The organism is Catellatospora sp. NPDC049609, from assembly GCF_040675365.1.
Lineage (GTDB): Bacteria > Actinomycetota > Actinomycetes > Mycobacteriales > Micromonosporaceae > Catellatospora.
This window is the reverse complement of sequence record NZ_JBFAOU010000053.1, coordinates 1-17740: the sequence shown is the minus strand read 5'-3', so window position 1 is coordinate 17740 and position 17740 is coordinate 1. Positions and strand designations below refer to the sequence as shown.

General features: G+C 73.1%; 16 protein-coding genes. 8 read left to right on the top strand and 8 right to left on the bottom strand.

Annotated features, from left to right (window positions below):
- Positions 1 to 44: 44 nt before the first annotated feature.
- From AB0J67_RS17115 to AB0J67_RS17095, 5 genes are all read right to left on the bottom strand, one after another.
- Positions 45 to 2909, bottom strand: coding sequence for an ATP-binding cassette domain-containing protein (locus AB0J67_RS17115; RefSeq protein WP_363482981.1), 2865 nt, complete (start codon positions 2907 to 2909; stop codon positions 45 to 47).
- Positions 2910 to 3006: 97 nt separating this feature from the next.
- Positions 3007 to 3426, bottom strand: coding sequence for a DUF3263 domain-containing protein (locus tag AB0J67_RS17110; protein WP_363482978.1), 420 nt, complete (start codon positions 3424 to 3426; stop codon positions 3007 to 3009).
- Between the two features lie 146 nt (positions 3427 to 3572).
- Positions 3573 to 4586, bottom strand: coding sequence for an ABC transporter permease subunit (locus tag AB0J67_RS17105; protein ID WP_363482975.1), 1014 nt, complete (start codon positions 4584 to 4586; stop codon positions 3573 to 3575).
- 76 nt (positions 4587 to 4662) lie between these two features.
- Entirely contained in the window at positions 4663 to 5652 is a 990-nt protein-coding gene (locus AB0J67_RS17100) for an ABC transporter ATP-binding protein (RefSeq protein WP_363482973.1), read from the bottom strand.
- A 233-nt stretch (positions 5653 to 5885) separates the two neighbouring features.
- A complete protein-coding gene (locus AB0J67_RS17095) occupies positions 5886 to 6671 on the bottom strand; it encodes a DeoR/GlpR family DNA-binding transcription regulator (protein WP_363482970.1) in 786 nt (261 codons plus the stop codon).
- Between the two features lie 188 nt (positions 6672 to 6859).
- On the opposite strand from AB0J67_RS17095, the gene AB0J67_RS17090 reads away from it, so the two are divergent.
- From AB0J67_RS17090 to AB0J67_RS17060, 7 genes are all read left to right on the top strand, one after another.
- Positions 6860 to 7735 (top strand): sugar isomerase, encoded by an 876-nt coding sequence (locus AB0J67_RS17090; protein ID WP_363482967.1) that lies wholly within the window; start codon positions 6860 to 6862, stop codon positions 7733 to 7735.
- 106 nt (positions 7736 to 7841) lie between these two features.
- Entirely contained in the window at positions 7842 to 8774 is a 933-nt protein-coding gene (locus AB0J67_RS17085) for an ROK family protein (protein ID WP_363482964.1), read from the top strand.
- Between the two features lie 118 nt (positions 8775 to 8892).
- Positions 8893 to 10008: an N-acetylglucosamine-6-phosphate deacetylase gene (nagA, locus tag AB0J67_RS17080; RefSeq protein WP_363482961.1), complete on the top strand. Its 1116-nt coding sequence runs from the start codon at positions 8893 to 8895 to the stop codon at positions 10006 to 10008.
- A gap of 58 nt (positions 10009 to 10066) precedes the next feature.
- Positions 10067 to 10912: a class II fructose-bisphosphate aldolase gene (locus tag AB0J67_RS17075; protein ID WP_363482958.1), complete on the top strand. Its 846-nt coding sequence runs from the start codon at positions 10067 to 10069 to the stop codon at positions 10910 to 10912.
- Between the two features lie 128 nt (positions 10913 to 11040).
- Positions 11041 to 11937, top strand: a complete 897-nt coding sequence (locus AB0J67_RS17070) for a pyridoxal-phosphate dependent enzyme (protein WP_363482955.1) — start codon at positions 11041 to 11043, stop codon at positions 11935 to 11937.
- A 9-nt stretch (positions 11938 to 11946) separates the two neighbouring features.
- Positions 11947 to 12279, top strand: coding sequence for a hypothetical protein (locus AB0J67_RS17065; protein WP_363482952.1), 333 nt, complete (start codon positions 11947 to 11949; stop codon positions 12277 to 12279).
- The gene (locus AB0J67_RS17060; protein ID WP_363482949.1) at positions 12276 to 12599 is read left to right on the top strand and encodes a type II toxin-antitoxin system PemK/MazF family toxin; all 324 of its coding nucleotides are present in this window, start codon (positions 12276 to 12278) and stop codon (positions 12597 to 12599) included. Before AB0J67_RS17065 ends, AB0J67_RS17060 begins: the two co-directional genes overlap by 4 nt.
- Positions 12600 to 12603: 4 nt before the next feature.
- On the opposite strand, the gene AB0J67_RS17055 is transcribed toward AB0J67_RS17060, so the two are convergent.
- From AB0J67_RS17055 to AB0J67_RS17045, 3 genes are all read right to left on the bottom strand, one after another.
- Positions 12604 to 13821, bottom strand: coding sequence for an APC family permease (locus AB0J67_RS17055; protein WP_363483043.1), 1218 nt, complete (start codon positions 13819 to 13821; stop codon positions 12604 to 12606).
- A 266-nt stretch (positions 13822 to 14087) separates the two neighbouring features.
- Positions 14088 to 14762: a phosphatase PAP2 family protein gene (locus tag AB0J67_RS17050; RefSeq protein WP_363482946.1), complete on the bottom strand. Its 675-nt coding sequence runs from the start codon at positions 14760 to 14762 to the stop codon at positions 14088 to 14090.
- A gap of 84 nt (positions 14763 to 14846) precedes the next feature.
- The gene (locus AB0J67_RS17045) at positions 14847 to 16184 is read right to left on the bottom strand and encodes a serine protease (protein WP_363482943.1); all 1338 of its coding nucleotides are present in this window, start codon (positions 16182 to 16184) and stop codon (positions 14847 to 14849) included.
- A gap of 122 nt (positions 16185 to 16306) precedes the next feature.
- On the opposite strand from AB0J67_RS17045, the gene AB0J67_RS17040 reads away from it, so the two are divergent.
- Positions 16307 to 17575 (top strand): DUF4032 domain-containing protein, encoded by a 1269-nt coding sequence (locus AB0J67_RS17040; RefSeq protein WP_363482940.1) that lies wholly within the window; start codon positions 16307 to 16309, stop codon positions 17573 to 17575.
- Positions 17576 to 17740: the final 165 nt, after the last annotated feature.

The following is a 17740-nucleotide window of genomic DNA, read 5'->3' as shown; positions in this document are numbered from 1 at the left end:
CCTCTCCTCGCTGCACTCGTCGGCCGCCCGGCGCACGTTCCCGCTCATCGGTCACCACTGCCCGCGGTCGAGTCGCCCACCAGGGCCAGGAACGCGTCCTCCAGGCGCCGCCGCGGCGTCACCCGGTCGATGCCGACCCCGGCCCGCACCAGCGCGGACACCGCCTCGGTCCGGCTGACCCCGCCGAGGTCGACCACGAGCGTGCGCTCGCCGTCGACCGCGTACCCGGTGACGCCGTCCATCCGGTCCAGGGTCTTGCTGGCCAGGTCGATGTCGGTCACGTCGAGCAGGGTGGTCGGGCTGTCCCCGACGATCTCGTCGACCCGGCCGGACGCCACCACGCGCCCCTTGTGCACCACGACCGCGTGCGTACACGTCTGCTCGACCTCGGCCAGCAGGTGGCTCGACACCAGCACCGCGCGCCCGTCGGAGGCGTAGCGCTGCAGCACCCGGCGCATCTCGGCGATCTGCGGCGGGTCGAGCCCGTCGGTCGGCTCGTCGAGCACCAGCAGCTCGGGCAGGCCGAGCATGGCCTGGGCCACGGCCAGGCGCTGCTTCATGCCGTGGCTGTAGTTCTTGACCTTGCGCTTGACCGCGTCGCCGAGGCCCGCGATGGCCAGCGCCTCGGTGAACCGGGCCTCCTCCCACGGGCGGCCGGTGGCGCGCCAGTACGCGGTGAGGTTCTGCTCGCCGGTCAGGTGCGGCAGGAAGCCCGGACCCTCGACCAGCGCGCCGATGCGCGACAGCACCGGGGCGCCCGGCGCGAGCCGGTGGCCGAAGATGAGCACCTCGCCCGCCGTGGCCTGGGTGAGGCCCATGAGCACGCGCAGGCTGGTGGTCTTGCCGGCGCCGTTCGGGCCGAGCAGGCCGACCACCTGACCGCGCTCCACCGTGAAGCTGATCTCGTCCACCGCGACGAAGTCGCCGTACGTCTTGCGCAGGCCGCGCACCCACAGCGGGGTGTCGGCGTGCGCGGCGGAGACCGAGTGGTCCACCCGCCGGTGCCGCCGCCGGGCGACCACGATGACCACGGCCAGCCCCAGCGCGATCAGCGCGAGCAGGCCGAGCAGCACGTAGAGCCAGAGCGTGTCGGCGGTCGCGATCGGGGTCGCGGTGACGGTGGGCAGGGTGACCGCGCCGCTCGCGCCGTCGCCGACCGCCACGGTGTACTCGACCGGCGCCGCCGGGCCGAGGTAGGACTGGTCCGCGGTGGCGATGACGACCCGCAGCCGGTGCCCCGCCTCGATCTCCCGCACGATGCCGGGCAGGGTCACCCGCACCGGCTGCGCCTGGGCGATGTCGGCGGGCAGGCCGGTCAGCCGGACCGGGGCGACCAGGCCGTTGCTGAGCGTGCCGCGGCCGTCGGGGTCGACGTCGTACAGCTTGACGAACAGCACCGCCTCGCCGTTCGGGGACGCCGCCTTGATGGTGACCTGGGGCGCGCCGACCACGGACACGGTCTGCTCCAGCGGCGCGGAGTCGAAGCGCGCGTGCTGGCCGGGCAGGTCGGTGGAGCCGACCCCGCTCACCAGGCTGGCCAGCGAACCCGCGCCGGGCAGCGAGGACAGGGCGGCCGGGGTGCCGTTCGGCGGGTTGGCGATGTTGCGCGGGCGGCCGGTCACCGGCACCTGCACGGTCTGCGCGCCGCCCACCCCGGGGTAGTCGGTGACCTGGTAGCCGGTCGCCATCTGGCCGCGGTCCACCGCGTCCAGGCCGGTGATCCGGGAGTACGTGAAGGTGGTCGCGGGCGCCTCGCCGTTGCCCTTGAGGTAGTGGTCGAACCACTGCGCGATGAGGTACTTCAGCCGGTCCTGGTCGGACTGCGGGCCGTCGCCGCCATCGTGGCCGCCGGTGAACCAGGCCACCCGCACCGGGGTGCCGTTCGCGGCGATGCCGCGCGCGTTGGCGTCGGCCTCGGTCAGCGGGAACAGCGAGTCGGACTCGCCCTGGATCAGCAGCGTGGGCGCCTTGATCTTGTTGAGCACCGTGGCCGGGCTGCGCTGCGACAGCAGCTCGCGCGCCTGGTCGTCGAGGCGGCCGGTGGCCGCCACGCGCAGGTACGCCGCGCAGACGTCCTCTGCCCAGCGCCCGCACTGCGGGTCGGCGGCCGTGCCGGACCCGCCGCCCGGCGCCCCGCCGGAGCCGCTGCCACCGGCGCCGTCACCCTCCAGCCCGTCGCCGGAGCCCTCGCCGCCGACGCCGAGGGCGTCCAGGTTCAGCCCGCCGCCGCGGCCGCCGCCCATGCCGGAGCCGAAGAAGATGCCGGCCCAGGCCTGCTTCAGCACGCCGTCACCGGGCTTGTCGGTCAGCGACTGCTGGAACAGGGCCTGGTTCAGGTCGTGCCAGGTGATCAGCGGGACGATCGCGTCCAGGCGCGGGTCCTGCGCGGCCAGCATCAGCGCCAGGTTGCCGCCGTACGAGCCGCCCATCGCGCCCGCCCGCGGGTCGCCGGGGCCGTCGAGCAGGATCTCCGGGCGTGCGGCGAGGTGGTCGAGCAGCCGCTGGGCGTCCTTGACCTCCCACTCGGGCGAGTTCAGGTGGATCTGCCCGGTGCTCGCGCCGAGGCCCTGCGCGGTCCAGGTGAGCACCGCGTAGCCGAGCCCGGCCAGGTCCCTGGCATCGTCGGTGACGCTCTCCTTGGTGCCGCCGAATCCGTGCCCGAGCAGCAGCGCGGGCACCTTGTGCTCCGCCGACGCGGTCTCGGGCAGGTAGAGGCGGGTGTCGAGGGAGATGTCCTGGTCGCCGAGGGGGCCGCTGCGGACGGTCACCCTCTCGTCGATGGTGCGGTAGCCGGGGTCGGTGGGTGACAGCACCCAGGCCACGACACCGGCCAGCACCGCGACGGCGAGACCGCCACCGAGCCACCGTCTGTTCAGCTTCGCCCGCAACCGGGACCCGAACGCGCGCATCCCGCCACAGTACGGCCCGGCACCCCCGCACCCATCGGGGAGAACCCCCACCCGAGCTGAGAGTTCTTTCAGCGGGCGTGCGGGTTGCTTTCAGACTTCAGCGGGTGCTGCGGGTGCGCGCCCGGCTGCCGCGCAGCCGGCGCAGCCGGGCCACCAGCACCGGCTCCCGCTCCAGCGCGGCCGGATTGTCGAGCAGCGCGTTCAGCAGCTGGTAGTAGCGCGTCGCGGAGACTCCGAAGCTGTCGCGGATCGCCTGCTCCTTGGCGCCCGCGTGGCGCCACCACTGCTTCTCGAAGGCGAGGATGTGCAGCTCGCGCTCGTCGAGCCCGCCGTCGACGACGGCGACCGGCGCGGGCAGGTCGGAGTCGACCTCGTCATCGCGCTCGGCGGGGGCCAGGTGCTCGACGGGAGCGTGCGCCGGGTCCAGCGGGGTCGGCTCCCGCCTTGGTGCGGGGATCAGGGGCAGCTCGGCCGGGTCGGCTTCGTCGGCACGCGTACGCTGCCTGATCTGCTCCATTTTGTCCCCTCCCCGCGAACCACGTTCACCGAGTCTAGGTGCCCTGTCGAGATCAACGAAAGGCCGCCGAACCGGGTTGCTGTGCCACAAAAAGGAAGGCGGCCAGGGGTTGACATACCCCGGCCGCCGCCCTTCGAACGTGACGCTCAGCTCACGTCGCGCCGCCGCATCTGCCAGAAGGCGAGCACCAGCAGCACGACGACCACGCCGAGCGTGATCGAGCCGGTGTCCTGCCAGGTGATGGTCTTCAGCTGCTCGACACACTGGCCGGGCATGCAGTCGGCCGGGTTCGCGAACGGGTTGCTGACCTCGACCAGCTTGCCCATCCACGCCTGCAGGTGGGTCGGGATGAGATACATCTCCGGGTACGGCACCTGCAGCATCAGCAGCACGATGGTCAGGCCGATCTGGCCCACGACCACCACGGCCAGCGCGACGCCGAGCGCCACGCCGGTGTGCCGGCCCAGCGAGGCCAGCGCGAAGCCGAGCACGCCGACCGCGACGATCAGGCCGAGGCCGCGCAGCCCGGTCAGGCCCAGCGACTGCCAGGTGCCCTGGGTCATGCCCGCGGTGCTGCCGCGGTACACCGCGATCGCCCACATCGCCGCGGTCCACAGGCCCGCCGTGACCACGCCGATCGTGGTCAGCCAGCCGACCAGCACGCTGAGCTTGGTGCCCAGCACGGACATCCGCTTCGGCCGCCAGGTGAGCAGGCTGGACATGGAGCCGGTGCTCCACTCCGCGCCCACGAACGACGCGCCGATGACGAACGCGATCACCGCCATGATCGCGGCCCAGACCATGATCATCTCTTCGAACGCGCCCTTGAACACGAATGTCGAGGGCATGTAGTACTCGGCCCGGAACCACTCCTGCTGCGGCCCCGGGTCGTTCTCGACGTACTGGCAGAACTCCGGCTTCGTGCTGCCGGCGGGCGTGTCCTGGCAGGTCTTCAGCTGCTGCTCGTGCATCTGCACGGCGGACCGGAACTCCGCCTGCGCCTGCGCCTGCGCCGAGGCGACCGTCTCCGGCGACACCTTCTGGTTGTCGAAGAACACCGCGGTCGCGATCACGCCGAGGACCACCACGCCGACCACGGTCAGCCACTTGATGAGCCGGCGCTTGAAGAACCTGCGCCGCTCCGCCCTGACGAGACTCATGCCGCCACCTCGCTACGCTCGCCGGCGGCCTGAGCCTCCACAAGCCTGAGCCTCATGAATCGCTCGCTCCGCTCGCTCATGCCGTCACCACTCCGTCCGCCGCACCCGGCTTCGCGCTCTGGTCCACCTGGCGGTTCTGGCCGGGCACCGGGGCGGTGCCGGTCAGCTCCAGGAACACGCTTTCGAGGTCGGCGTGCACCGGGGCCAGCTCGGAGACGTAGAGCTGGCGCTCGGCCAGCAGCCGGGCGATCAGCGCAGGCTTGTCCACCCCGCTCAGCATCAGGTGGTCGGCGTGCGCCTGCAGCTGGATGCCGGCCGCGACCAGCACCTGCGCCGCGGCGCTCAGGTCCGCCGGGGTCTCCAAAGCCACCCGGACCGCACCCGACGAGTGCGCCTGCAGCACCTCGGCGACCGGACCCGCGGCGACCCGCCGGCCCAGCGAGATGATGGTGACGCTGTCGCAGATCAGCTGCACCTCGCCGAGGATGTGGCTGGACAGCATCACGGTCATGCCGCCCGCGGACAGCGTCGCCATCATGTCGCGCATCTCGCGGATGCCGCCCGGGTCCAGGCCGTTGGCGGGCTCGTCCAGGATCAGCAGCTTCGGCTGCTTGAGCAGCGCCGACGCGACCGCCAGCCGCTGCTTCATACCGAGGGAGTACGTCTTCACGCGCTCTTTCGCGCGGTCGCGCAGACCCACCAGCTCCAGCGCCCAGTCGACGCGCGACTGCGCCACGTTGCCCGCGTCGGCCAGCAGCGACAGGGTGTCCTTGGCGGAGAAGTGGGGGAAGAACTGCGGGCTCTCCACGATCGCCCCGACGTTCGCGATGACCTGCGGCAGGTCCTCCGGCACCGGCCGGCCCATGATCCGCATGTCCCCGCTGTCCGGCTTGATCAGGCCGAGCAGCGTACGCAGGGTGGTGGTCTTGCCGGAGCCGTTCGGCCCGAGGAAGCCGTGCACCTGGCCGGCTTCCACGTACATCTCGAAGCCGTCCAGCGCACGGCGGGGTCCGCCCCGGGCGCGGTACGTCTTTGTCAGGCCTTGGATCTCCAAGACAGCGGTCACAGGGACCTCCTAGCTAACGATGACCCACGCACCCTACGGCGTATGCACCCCCGACGCAGCCCTGATCTCCCCCGATTCTTCACAACCCACCACCCCCGTCACCAGGCGTGATCGCCCTCCCCCGCCCCCGCGAGCAAGGTCATCCGATTTGCCAGGCACATGGGGGTATGCGCGCCCATGATTCGCCCATCTGCCAGGCAAGTCGGACGATCAACGGGCCGGGCCGGGCCGGGTCAGGCTACGACGACGTTGAGGCCGGCGTCGCGGAAGGCGGCGACGGCGACGGGGTCGGCATTGGAGTCCGTGATCAGGGTCTCGATGCGCTCGACGGCGCAGATGCGGGCGAACGCGTGGCTGCCCAGCTTCGACGAGTCCGCGATGATCGCCACCCGCTTGGCCCGCGCCACCATCAGCGAGTTCATCGCCGCCTCGCCCTCGTGGTGGGCGGCCGCGCCGAGCACCACGTCGATCGCGTCCACGCCGAGCAGCACCAGGTCGAGGGTCACCTCGCGCAGGATGCCGCCGCCGAGCGGGCCGACCAGCTCGAACGACTGCGGGCGCACCACGCCACCGGTGACCACGATCTTCATCCGGGAGCGGACCAGCAGCTCGTTGGCGATGTTGAGGGCGTTGGTGACGACGGTGAGCTGCGCGCCCTCCGAGGTCGAGTTCAGCTCGGGGCGCACCGCGAGCGCCCGCGCCACCTCGGTGGTGGTGGTGCCGCCGTTGAGGCCGACCACCATGCCGGGCTGCACCAGCGCGGCCGCGGCGGTGCCGATGCGCTGCTTCTCCGCGGAGTGCTTGGCCGTCTTGTAGCGCAGCGGCAGGTCGTACGAGACGCCGCTGGCGACCGCCCCGCCCCGGGTACGCGTGATCATCTGCTGCTGGGCGAGCTGGTCGAAGTCGCGGCGGATGGTGGCCTGGGAGACGTCGAGCCGCTCCGCGGCCTCCTCGACGCTCACCCGCCCGGAATCGGTGAGCAGTTCCAGCAGCGCGTTCCAGCGGGCGTACCGGTCCACCGATCCTCCGTTTGCGCGATTTCTGAGCGGATGCGTGCACACTAGTGCGCGAAACCGGCCCATGCAACGCGATGTGCTGCGCGTATGTGACTCTGGAGTTGCCATCGCGGTAGGCGTCACGCAGAATAGCGCGCGAAAAGCCGTACTTTCGAGCTGTTACGCGCACGCCTGCTGGAGGGGTAGCCGCCATGACGTACGTCGCCGAAGAGATCAACAGCCAGCCTGAGCTCTGGCGACGCGCTGCGGCAGAGGCCGCCGCGAACGCCGGCGCCCTGCCCCGGCCGGGCGAGCGCGTCGCCGTGGTGGGCTGCGGCACCTCCTGGTTCATGGCGATGGCGTACGCCGGCCTGCGCGAGGCCGCCGGTCAGGGTGAGACCGACGCCTTCGCGGGCTCCGAGTTCCCCATCGACCGGCCCTACGACCGGATCATCGCGATCACGCGGTCCGGCACCACCACCGAGGTGCTCGACATCCTGCGCAAGGCCGGCGACCGCAGCACCGTCCTGGTCGGCGACGTGGACACGCCCGCCGTCACGCTGGCCCGCGACGTGATCGCGCTGCCCTGGGCCGACGAGCGCTCGGTGGTGCAGACCCGCTTCGCGACCAGCGCGCTCACCCTGCTGCGCGCGTCCCTCGGCGAGGACCTGGCCAAGGCTGCCGCCGACGCGCGGCGCGCGCTCGACCTGCCGCTGCCGCTCGACCCGGCGACGATCGAGCAGGTCACCTTCGTGGGCCGGGGCTGGACCAACGGCCTGGCCCAGGAGGCGGCGCTGAAGTGCCGCGAGGCGGCCACCTTCTGGACCGAGGCCTACCCGGCGATGGACTTCCGGCACGGCCCGATCTCGATCAGCGCGCCCGGCCGCGCCGTGTGGGCGTTCGGCGAGGTCCCGGCGGGCCTGCCCGAGGACGTCGCGGCGACCGGCGCCACCTTCGTGCACGACGCCGACCTCGACCCGGTGGCGCACCTGGTCGTGGCCCAGCGCTTCGCGGTCGCGCTCGCCGAGCAGAAGGGCCTGAACCCCGACACCCCGCGCCACCTGACCCGCTCGGTCGTCCTGTCATGACCACGCGCATCCTGGCATCCGGCGCGGCCCGGACCGCGGGCCGCGCGCACGGCGCGCCAGCTGCCGGGTCCGGCCGTGCCGCCGACGAGCGCAGGCAGGAGCAGGCATGACCATTCACCAGCCCGATGACGTCGTGGTCTCCATCGACGTCGGCGGCACCGGCATGAAGTGCGCCCTGGTCGACGTCGCCCACCGGGTACGCCACACCGAGCGCCACGCCACCGGCCGCGAGCGCGGGCCGCAGGCGGTGCTCGGCACCATCCTCGACGTCGCCGCGGGACTGGCCGCCACCGCCGCCGAGCGCGGCTGGCGCACCGTCGGCGCGGGCGTGGTGGTGCCCGGCATCGTGAACGAGGCCGAGGGCATCGCCACGTACTCGTCCAACATCGGCTTCCGGGACGTGCCGCTGCGCCGCGAGGTGAACGCGCGGCTCGGCGTGCCCGTCGCGGTCGGCCACGACGTGCGCGCCAGCGGCCTGGCCGAGGCGCGCCTCGGCGCGGGCCGGGGACGCGGGCACGTGCTGGTCGTGCCGATCGGCACCGGCATCGCCGCCGCGCACGTGGTCAACGGCGCCGTCATGGCGGGCGCGCACGGCGCGGCCGGGGAGATAGGCCACATCGTGGTACGCCCCGACGGCCCGCTCTGCGGCTGCGGCCTGCGCGGCTGCCTGGAGGCGGTCGCCTCGGCCAGCGCGGTCGAGCGCCGCTACGCCGAGCTCGCGGGCAGCCCCGCCACCGCGGCGCAGGTCGCCGGGCGGCTGGGCGGCGACAGGCACGCCGACCAGGTCTGGGCCGAGACCGTCGACGCGCTCGCCGACGGCCTGCTCACCGGGCAGGCGCTGTACGACCCCGAGCTGGTCGTCATCGGGGGCGGCCTGGCCGAGTCCGGCGAGACGCTGCTGGCCCCGCTGCGCGACGCCCTCGGCAAGAAGGTCACCTTCCACCGCGTACCGGAGATCGTGCGCGCCGAGCTGGGCGACGAGTCGGGCAGCCTCGGCGCGGCCCTGATCGCCCTGGACCTGGTCGGAGCCGGGGCATGACCGCGCAGCGTTCGCGGTCGGCCGCCCCTGCCTGCGCGTCGCCGGGCACGGTGGCGGCGGGCCGGACCGGACGGCACCGGGCAGCGCGGATCACCGCCGAGCGAAATGAGGACCAGGCATGACCGTCAGCGGACGGATCGTCACCCCCGACGGCGTGGTCGAGGGCGTGCTGCGCCTCGACGGCGACCGGATCGGCGCCGTCGAGCCGGACGCGTCGGCCGCGGACCGGTGGATCCTGCCCGGGTTCGTGGACATCCACACCCACGGCGGCGGCGGGCACACCTTCACCACCGGCGACGCGGCCGCGGCCCGCGAGGGGGCCGCGTTCCACCTGCGCCACGGCACCACGACGCTGCTGGCCAGCCTGGTGTCCTCGCCGTTCGAGCTGATGCGCGACGCGGTGCTCGCGTACGCGCCGCTGGTCGCCGAGGGCGTGCTGGCGGGCGTGCACTTCGAGGGGCCGTACCTGTCGCACGCGCGCTGCGGCGCGCAGAACCCGCAGTTCCTGCGCGACCCGTCGCTCGACGAGCTCACCGAGCTGATCAAGCTGGCCGGCGGCTCCGTCGCCGACGGCGGGGTGCTGCGCATGGTCACCATCGCGCCGGAGCGGGCGGGCGCGCTGGACGCGATCCGGCTGCTGGCCGAGCACGGCGTGGTCGCCGCGATCGGGCACACCGACGGGTCGTACGCCGAGGTCAGGGCCGGGATCGAGGCCGGTGCGACGGTCGCCACGCACCTGTTCAACGGCATGCGCCCGGTGCACCACCGCGAGCCGGGCCCGATCGTCGCGCTGCTGGACTCCCCGGCCGTGGTGTGCGAGCTGGTCGCCGACGGCGTACACCTGCACGACGGCACGCTGCTGTTCGCCGCGCACACCGCGGGCGCCGCGCGGGCCGCGCTGATCACCGACGCGATGGCCGCGGCGGGCATGGCCGACGGCGAGTACGACCTGGGCGGCCAGGCCGTCGTCGTGGCAGACCGGGTGGCCCGGCTGGCCCGCGACGGCAGCATCGCGGGCAGCACGCTGACCATGGACGCCGCGGTGCGCCAGGCGCTCGGCGCGGGGCTGTCCATCACGGACGTCGCCACCATGGCCGCCACCACCCCCGCCCGCGCGGTCGGCCTGGACGCCGAGCTGGGCGCGCTGCGCCCCGGCCTGCGCGCCGACCTGGTGGAGCTGGACGGCGAGCTGCGGGTCGTCCGCGTCATGAAGTCGGGAGAGTGGATCCGATGACCCCGGTCCGCACCCGCAAGCTGGTCGCCGGGGTCGTCGAGTCGGGAGAGTGGATCTGATGGCCCTGGTCCCCACCGGGAAGCTGGTCGCCGAGGCGGCCGCGGCGGGCGTCGGCGTCGCCGCGTTCAACGTCATCACCCTGGAGCACGCCGAGGCGATCACCGCCGGGGCCGCCGCCGCGGGCCGCCCGGTGATCCTGCAGATCAGCGAGAACGCGGTGAAGTTCCACGGCGGGCGGGTCGGCCCGCTGGCCGCCGCCGCCCGCGCGGTGGCCGAGCTGGCCGCGGTCGACGTCGCGCTGCACCTGGACCACGTCGAGTCGGTCGCGCTGCTGCATCAGGCGCCCGAGCACGGCTTCTCGTCGGTCATGTTCGACGCCTCGACCCTGCCGTACGCCGACAACGTCGCCGCGACGAAGGCCGCGGCGGACTTCTGCCACGAGCACGGCCTGTGGCTGGAGAGCGAGCTGGGCACGGTCGGCGGCAAGGACGGCGCCCCGCCGCTGGGCGCGCATGCCAAGGGCGCCCGCACCGACCCGGCCGAGGCCGCCGCCTACGTGGCGGAGACCGGCGTGGACGCGCTCGCCGTGGCGGTCGGCTCGTCGCACGCGATGACCACCCGCGACGCCGCCCTCGACCACGACCTGATCGCCGCGCTCAAGGCGGCCGTCGGCGTCCCCCTGGTCCTGCACGGCTCCTCCGGCGTCGGCGACGCCGAGCTGCGCCGCGCCGTCACCGGCGGCCTCGTCAAAATCAACATCGGCACCGCGCTGAACATCGCCTTCACCGGCGCCGTCCGCGAGACCCTCACCGCCGACCCGAAGCTCGTCGACCCCCGCAAGTACCTCAACCCGGCGCGACACTCGATGTCCGACACCGTCCGCCACTTCCTCACCCTGCTCTGACCCCAAGATCGTCCGACCTGCCAGGCACATGGGCGTATGCCCGTCCATGATTCGCCCACTTGCCGGGCAAGTCGGACGATCATCAAGGGGCGCGGGCGGGACGGAACGTGGTCGGGAAGGGGGCGGACGTGTACGAGCGGCGCCGGGTGGCGGTGCAGGCGCTTCGGGACGAGCGGATCGCGCGGGCCGGGGTGTCGGTGCTGCTGGTGCGCGACGACCTCGTCGACCCGGAGCTGCCCGGCAACAAGTGGCGGAAGCTGAAGTACAACCTGGTGGCGGCGCGGGAGCAGGGGTTCGGCACGCTGCTGACGTTCGGCGGGGCGTACTCGAACCATCTGCGGGCCGTCGCGGCGGCCGGGCGGCGGCACGGGTTCGCGACCGTCGGGGTGGTGCGCGGCGAGGAGCACCTGCCGCTCAACCCGTCCCTGGCGTACGCCGCCGCGCAGGGCATGCGCCTGACCTATCTGGACCGGACGACCTACCGCGCCAAGCACACGCCAGAGGTGTCGGCGCGGCTGGAACGCGAGTGGGGCGGGTGCTACGTCATCCCCGAGGGCGGCAGCAACGCGCTCGCGGTGCGGGGCTGCGCCGAGCTGCCCGGTGAGATCGACGCCGCCTTCGACGTGATCTGCTGCCCCGTCGGCACCGGCGGCACGCTCGCGGGCCTGGCCGCCGGGCTCGCCCCAGGGCAGACCGCGCTCGGCTTCGCCGTGCTCAAGGGCGCGGGGTTCCTCGCCGACGAGGTCCGCGAGCTGCAACGACAGGCGCTCGGCGCACCGACCGACAACTGGCGTGTCGACCTGGACCACCACTTCGGCGGGTACGCCAAGCGCACCCCCGGACTCGACGCCTTCGTCGCCGACTTCCGGGCGCGGCACGGGGTGGCCCTCGACCCGGTCTACACCGGCAAGCTGCTGGCCGGCCTGTTCGACCTGGTCGAGCGGGGCGCCTTCGGACCCGGAACGCGCATCGCCGCCGTCGTCACCGGCACTGCACCACTTGACGCACCACATGGTGGTGCATAGCCTGATGCAGTGAAGAGGATGAGTGTCACCGTCACCGACGGCATCGCCGACACGGTGCAGGAGCTCGGCGCGGAGTCGGCACTGCGGCAGGCCCTCGAGCTCTGGTATGCGCAGCGTGGCGAGGTTCCGGACCTGAGCAGCGAGGGCGCGCGCGTCCGGGCGATGCTCGACGTCGCCGACGCGACACTGCGCGGCATCTCCCTGGAGATCGGCTACGAACACATGGCGACGTGGCACAACGGCCAGGCCGACGCCGAGCGGACGGCGCACCGGGCCCGCCGCGCGCGCTCGGTCGCCGAGTGGACGGCCGAGGAGGCCGGGGCCACGGGCGAGCGCCGATGAGAGCTCCGGTCCGCGGCGAGGTCTACCTCATCGATCTCGGCGGTGAGCTCGGCCGCAAGCCGTTCGCGGTGATCAGCAACAACCACCGCAACCGCGCGCTGTCCACGGTGCTCGCGGTCCGCCTCACCACCACGAACCGCAACACCCACCTGGAGACCGTGGTGCCGCTCGGCCGCGACTGCGGCGACCTCGCGGGATGGGTGCTCTGCGACGACGTGGAGAAGCTGTGGCGTGACGAGCTGCCCGCCCCGGCCGGGGCGCTCGGGCCGTACACGATGGCGGCCGTCAACGCCGGACTGCGCGCGGCGCTGGCCCTGTGAGCGCTCAGCCCTTGCGGCGGTGGACGGCGTAGGCGAGCACGCCGAGGGCGAGCATCCCGCCGCCCGCCAGCACCGTCGGCTCCGGCAGGGTGGTCGCCAGCACGACGCAGCCGATCAACCCGAGCGCGGCGACCGCGCGCAGGTGGCGCGGCCCGCCCAGGGTCCACGCCGCCGCGTTCGTGATCGCGTAGTAGGTCAGCACCGCGACACTGGAGAAGCCGATCGCGCCGCGTACGTCCGCCGCCAGCACCACCGCGATGATCACCGCGGCGACGGCCAGCTCGGCGAGCCAGGGGGTGGCGAACCTCGGGTGCACCGCGTCGAGCCGTTTCGGCAGGTCGGAGCGGCGGGCCATGGCCAGCACGGTGCGCCCGACCCCGGCCAGCAGGCTGAGCAGCACCCCGCACACCGCGATCCCGGCCCCGACCCGCACCACCGGCGCGAGCTGCGGCAGCCCGGCGGCGGTGACCACGTCGGCCAGCGGCGCGGCGGAGCGGGCCAGCGCCGGCATGCCGAGCACGGACAGGCAGGTCACCGCGACGGCGGCGTACACGAGCAGCACGATCCCGAGCGCCACCGGCACCGCCCGCGGGATGGTGCGGGCCGGGTCGCGCACCTCCTCGCCCAGCGTGGCGATGCGGGCGTACCCGGCGAACGCGAAGAACAGCAGCCCCGCCGCGCCGAACGGGCCCGCCGGACCGACCGCGCCGGCCTCCGGCGTGCCGCCGCCGAGCAGTCCCGCGGCCACCGCCGTCACCAGCACGGTCAGCGTGACCGCGACGAGGATCCGGGTCGCCGCGGCGGTCTTGGTGACGCCGCGGATGTTGACCGCGGTCAGCACCGCCACGGCCGCGACCGCGACCACCCGGGCGTGCTGTGGCCACAGGTAGTAGCCGATCGTCAGCGCCATCGCGGCGCAGCTCGCGGTCTTGCCGATGACGAACGCCCAGCCCGCGAGGAACCCGGTGAACGCGCCGAGCCGCTCCCGGCCGTAGACGTACGTGCCCCCCGACTCGGGGTAGCGCGCCGCCAGCCGCGCCGACCCGGTCGCGTTGCAGGCCGCCACCAGGGCCGCGATCAGCAGCGCGAGCAGCAGCGCGCCGCTCGTGCCGGCGGCCTCCGCGGCGGGTCCCCACACGACGAACACGCCCGCGCCCAGCATCGCGCCCAGACCGATGACGACGGCGTCCCCGAACCCGAGCCGCCGAGCCAACGTCGAGATCACGTCCGCAGGCTAGCCCGCCCCCCACGACGAAAGGAAGGGCACCTTCTTAACGCTCTGTGTATAGGAGGGGCACCTTCTTCACCCCCACCCACCCCACGCAGGCCCGATCCCCACCACCCCCAGCGCCCTCCGCTCGCGCCGCAGTTTCGGGAGAACCCGCGCGAAGGAGCCCGGCGTCCCATGCAGTTTCGGGGAAACCGCGCCAACGAGCCCGACGTCCGTGCAGTTTCGGGGAAACTGCGGGCACGAGCCGCGCGGGGCCCTCAGCGGCGGGGTGGGAGGAGCGCGTCCCAGTCGACGCGGTGGATGAGGCGGTCCAGGAGCAGGCCGAGGGCGACCGCGGCGACGCCGTCGGTGATCCAGTGGTGCGACAGGTACGTCGTCGTCCACACCACGATCACCGGTGGGGCGACCCGCATCCAGCGCACCAGCGCGGGCGGCAGCCGCCACAGCCGCGACGCCAGGATGACGATCACGCCCCACCACACGATCGCGTTCACCACGTGGCCCGACGGGTACGAGTTCGAGTACGCCACCGCGAGCGGGTTGAAGAACTCCACCGCGTTGGGCAGCGCGCTGCTCGGCGCGTCCCGGTGCGTCCACAGCTTCAGCGGCCCGATGGTGAGGTACGTCAGCAGGAACCCCATCACGCCCGGCAGCACGACGCGCGGGTCGCGGTGGCGGATCAGCAGCGCTACGGTCAGGCCGCCCGTGAGCATCCACATCACCAGCCAGCCCTGGCCGAGGTAGTTCAGCACGAAGGCGACCCAGTACGCCCACTGCGGCCGGTGCCCCGCCACCCAGTCGCGTACGCCCAGGTCGAGGTCTGCCGTGACGCCGCGGATCGCGAGCACGGTGACCAGCGCGAGCACCGCGAGCAGGGCGGCGTCCCACCACCAGCTGTCGAGGCGGCTCAGCCGCCGGGTCGGAATCCGCACCGGCCCACTATGCCTGACCGGCCCGCCCGCACCCGGCGCCGTTCACGTGATCTCCACACCGGCCGGCCGGGCGGGTGACCGAACTCACCGCAGGTCGGCGATCTTCTTGCTGATCAGCTCCATGCGTACGCCCGAGTTGGGGCAGCCGCCGAAGTGGTGCAGCGCGATGACCTTGTTCGTGCGCCGCGACAGCACCGGCGAGCCGGACGAGCCGCCCTCGGTGTCGCAGTAGTAGGAGATGTCGGTGTCGTCGGCGTACCCGTCGTAGGAGTTGCTCTCCACCGCGCAGTTGCCCGCCCGGTCGCGGTCGCTGCTGACGGCGACCATCGCGGGCGCGCCCGCCGGGTGCTGCGGGATGTAGAGCTCCTCGCCCTTCTCCGGCCGGCGCAGGTCCAGCTCCAGGTACCCGAACTTCTCCACCAGCGCGAAGTCGGTCACCGAGAACAGGCTGAAGTCGAGCGTCCGGTCGGTGGCGAGCAGCTCGCTCAGCCACACCTTGGTCGGGCGGAACACGTCGTAGCCGCCGCACTCGGCGCACTGGTAGTTGAACCACACCTCGGCGTCGCCGGTCTCGCTCTTGTCGGCGACGCAGTGGTTGTTGGTGAGCAGCAGGTTCTTCGGCCCGACGCGCCAGGCGGTGCACAGCTCGACGCCGCCGATGAGCATCCGGGCCACCGCCTTGGACCGCCGGTAGACCACCGGCTCGGTGGTGCGGTAGCAGACCGCGTCGGCCTTCTCGTCCGAGCCGCAGATGCTCTCCTCGCGCCCGGTCCGCGCGGCCTGCCGCTTCTCCCGCTGGTACGCGTCGGACGCGGCGCCGCGCTCGGACTCGGTGAACCCGCGGGTGACCTTGTCGATCACCACGCCGAGCTTGGCGACCGTGCCGCTCAGCCCGAGCAGGTCGAGCCGGGAGCTGTGCAGCTCGACGACGGCGGTGTCGCCGGTGACCGACATCGCCCAGCGGCCGGCGGTGCCGAGCACCGAGCCGACCGGGTCGCCGTCGATGCGGTGCACCTCGGTCCGCTTCGGGTCGCTGACCGTCAGGTAGTCGCCGGGCAGCAGCAGGAGCTGGGAGAAGTGCACCTTGACGTACTCGGCGCCGGGGTAGCGCAGGGTCGCGGTCCGGTCGGCGTCCAGATAGCCGAGCACGGCGTGTGCCGCCTCGACCCGGCCCGCTTCGGCCCGTCCGGCCTTGCGCACCGTCGTGTCCGGCCGCTGCGCGGTCGCCTCGGGCTGCGCCACGGTCGCCGCCTCGCCGGCCGGCGCGGCCTGCGGCGCGCCCTGCCCGGCGGTCGCCGGCTCGCGTGAGCCGGCCGACACTGCGGGTGCGGGGTCCCGATCGCCGAGCACCGCGGCGCCCGCCGTGGTGGCGAGGGCGAGTGCGGCAGAGATTCCCATCACCAGCGCGACCGTACGGCGCATGCGACCAGCCTCCTGAACGTTCCGGTACAAGCTCCCTACGTGCAACGAAGCAGCGCTGTGGCCGGTGCCTCGGCCGAACAGGGGATGCCGGGCAGGCTGGCGCGAATCCGTAGGCTGTTCGCGTGCGGATCACCTCTGCCCTAGTCGACCCTGCCCTGCTCGACCTGCCCTGGTCCACGCCGCTCGAGGAGTGGCCGGCCGACCATCTCGTCGCGCTGCCCCAGGGCATCTCCCGGCACGTCGTCCGCTTCGTCAAGTTGCAGGGCACCGTGTACGCCGTCAAGGAGACCCGCGAGAAGATCGCCGAGCGGGAGTACGACCTGCTCCGCGCGCTCGAACGGATCAGCGCCCCGGCCGTCGAGGCGGTCGCCATCGTCGCCGACCGGGTCGCCCTCGACGGCGAGCACCTGGAGCCGGTGCTGGTCACCCGGCACCTGCAGTTCTCCCTGCCGTACCGGGCGCTGTTCTCCCACACGCTGCGCCCCGAGACGATGAACCGGCTGCTGGACGCGCTTGCCGCGCTGCTGGTGCGCATGCACCTGCTCGGCTTCTTCTGGGGCGACTGCTCGCTGTCCAACACGCTGTTCCGCCGCGACGCGGGCGCCTTCGCGGCGTACCTGGTCGACGCCGAGACCGGCCAACTGCACCTGCGCCTGTCCCCCGGCCAGCGCGGCGAGGACCTGGAGATCGCGCGGACCAACATCTTCGGCGAGGCGCTGGACCTGCAGGCCGCCGGCCTGCTGCACGACGGCATCGACCCGGAGCACGTCTCCGACGAGGTGGTGCGCCGCTACGAGGTGCTGTGGCACGAGCTGACCCACGAGCAGGCGGTCGAGGCCGACACCCGCCGCCAGATGGACAAGCGCATCCGCCGCCTCAACGAGCTCGGCTTCGACGTCGAGGAGGTGTCGATGTCGGTCGTCGAGGAGGGCGGGCACCGCAGCATCATGCTGCGCCCGAAGGTCGTCGACGCCGGCCACCACACCCGCCGCCTGCTGCGCCTGACCGGCCTCGACGCCGAGGAGAACCAGGCCCGCGCGCTGCTCAACGACCTGGACGCGTACCGGGCCGAGTCCGAGGACCTGCCCGACGAGGCCCAGGCGGCGCACCGCTGGCTGGTCGAGGTGTTCGAGCCGGTGATCCGGGCGGTGCCGCCGCACCTGCGCGGCAAGCTGGAGCCGCCGGAGCTGTTCGTGCAGATCATCGAGCACCGGTGGGCGCTGAGCGAGACCGCCGGGCGCGACGTCGGCCTGGCCCCCGCCGTGCAGTCGTTCCTGAGCACCGTGCTGGTGCACCGCCCCGACGAGCAGGCGGTGCTCGGCTTCGACCCCGACGACGACCCCGACCCCGACCTGATCCCCGACGAGGACGCCGACCTCGACCCCGTCTGACCGGTCCCCGCCCCACCCGCCCGAACCCCGCCGAGACCCGTTTTTCATAGACGTTGGCCTATCTGGATGAAGTTGTTGTGGGATTCGGGATCCAGTTAGGCGCACGTCTAAGTAAGCCGAGCGCCGATCGGGATAGGGGGGTGGTTGGGAAGAGTGTTAAAGGTG

Coding starts and splice junctions, on each gene's coding strand:
- AB0J67_RS17115 (WP_363482981.1), bottom strand. CDS start 2,909: ATGCGCGCGTTCGGGTCCCGGTTGCGGGCGAAGCTGAACAGACGGTGG.
- AB0J67_RS17110 (WP_363482978.1), bottom strand. CDS start 3,426: ATGGAGCAGATCAGGCAGCGTACGCGTGCCGACGAAGCCGACCCGGCC.
- AB0J67_RS17105 (WP_363482975.1), bottom strand. CDS start 4,586: ATGAGTCTCGTCAGGGCGGAGCGGCGCAGGTTCTTCAAGCGCCGGCTC.
- AB0J67_RS17090 (WP_363482967.1), top strand. CDS start 6,860: ATGACGTACGTCGCCGAAGAGATCAACAGCCAGCCTGAGCTCTGGCGA.
- AB0J67_RS17085 (WP_363482964.1), top strand. CDS start 7,842: ATGACCATTCACCAGCCCGATGACGTCGTGGTCTCCATCGACGTCGGC.
- nagA (WP_363482961.1), top strand. CDS start 8,893: ATGACCGTCAGCGGACGGATCGTCACCCCCGACGGCGTGGTCGAGGGC.
- AB0J67_RS17075 (WP_363482958.1), top strand. CDS start 10,067: ATGGCCCTGGTCCCCACCGGGAAGCTGGTCGCCGAGGCGGCCGCGGCG.
- AB0J67_RS17060 (WP_363482949.1), top strand. CDS start 12,276: ATGAGAGCTCCGGTCCGCGGCGAGGTCTACCTCATCGATCTCGGCGGT.
- AB0J67_RS17045 (WP_363482943.1), bottom strand. CDS start 16,184: ATGCGCCGTACGGTCGCGCTGGTGATGGGAATCTCTGCCGCACTCGCC.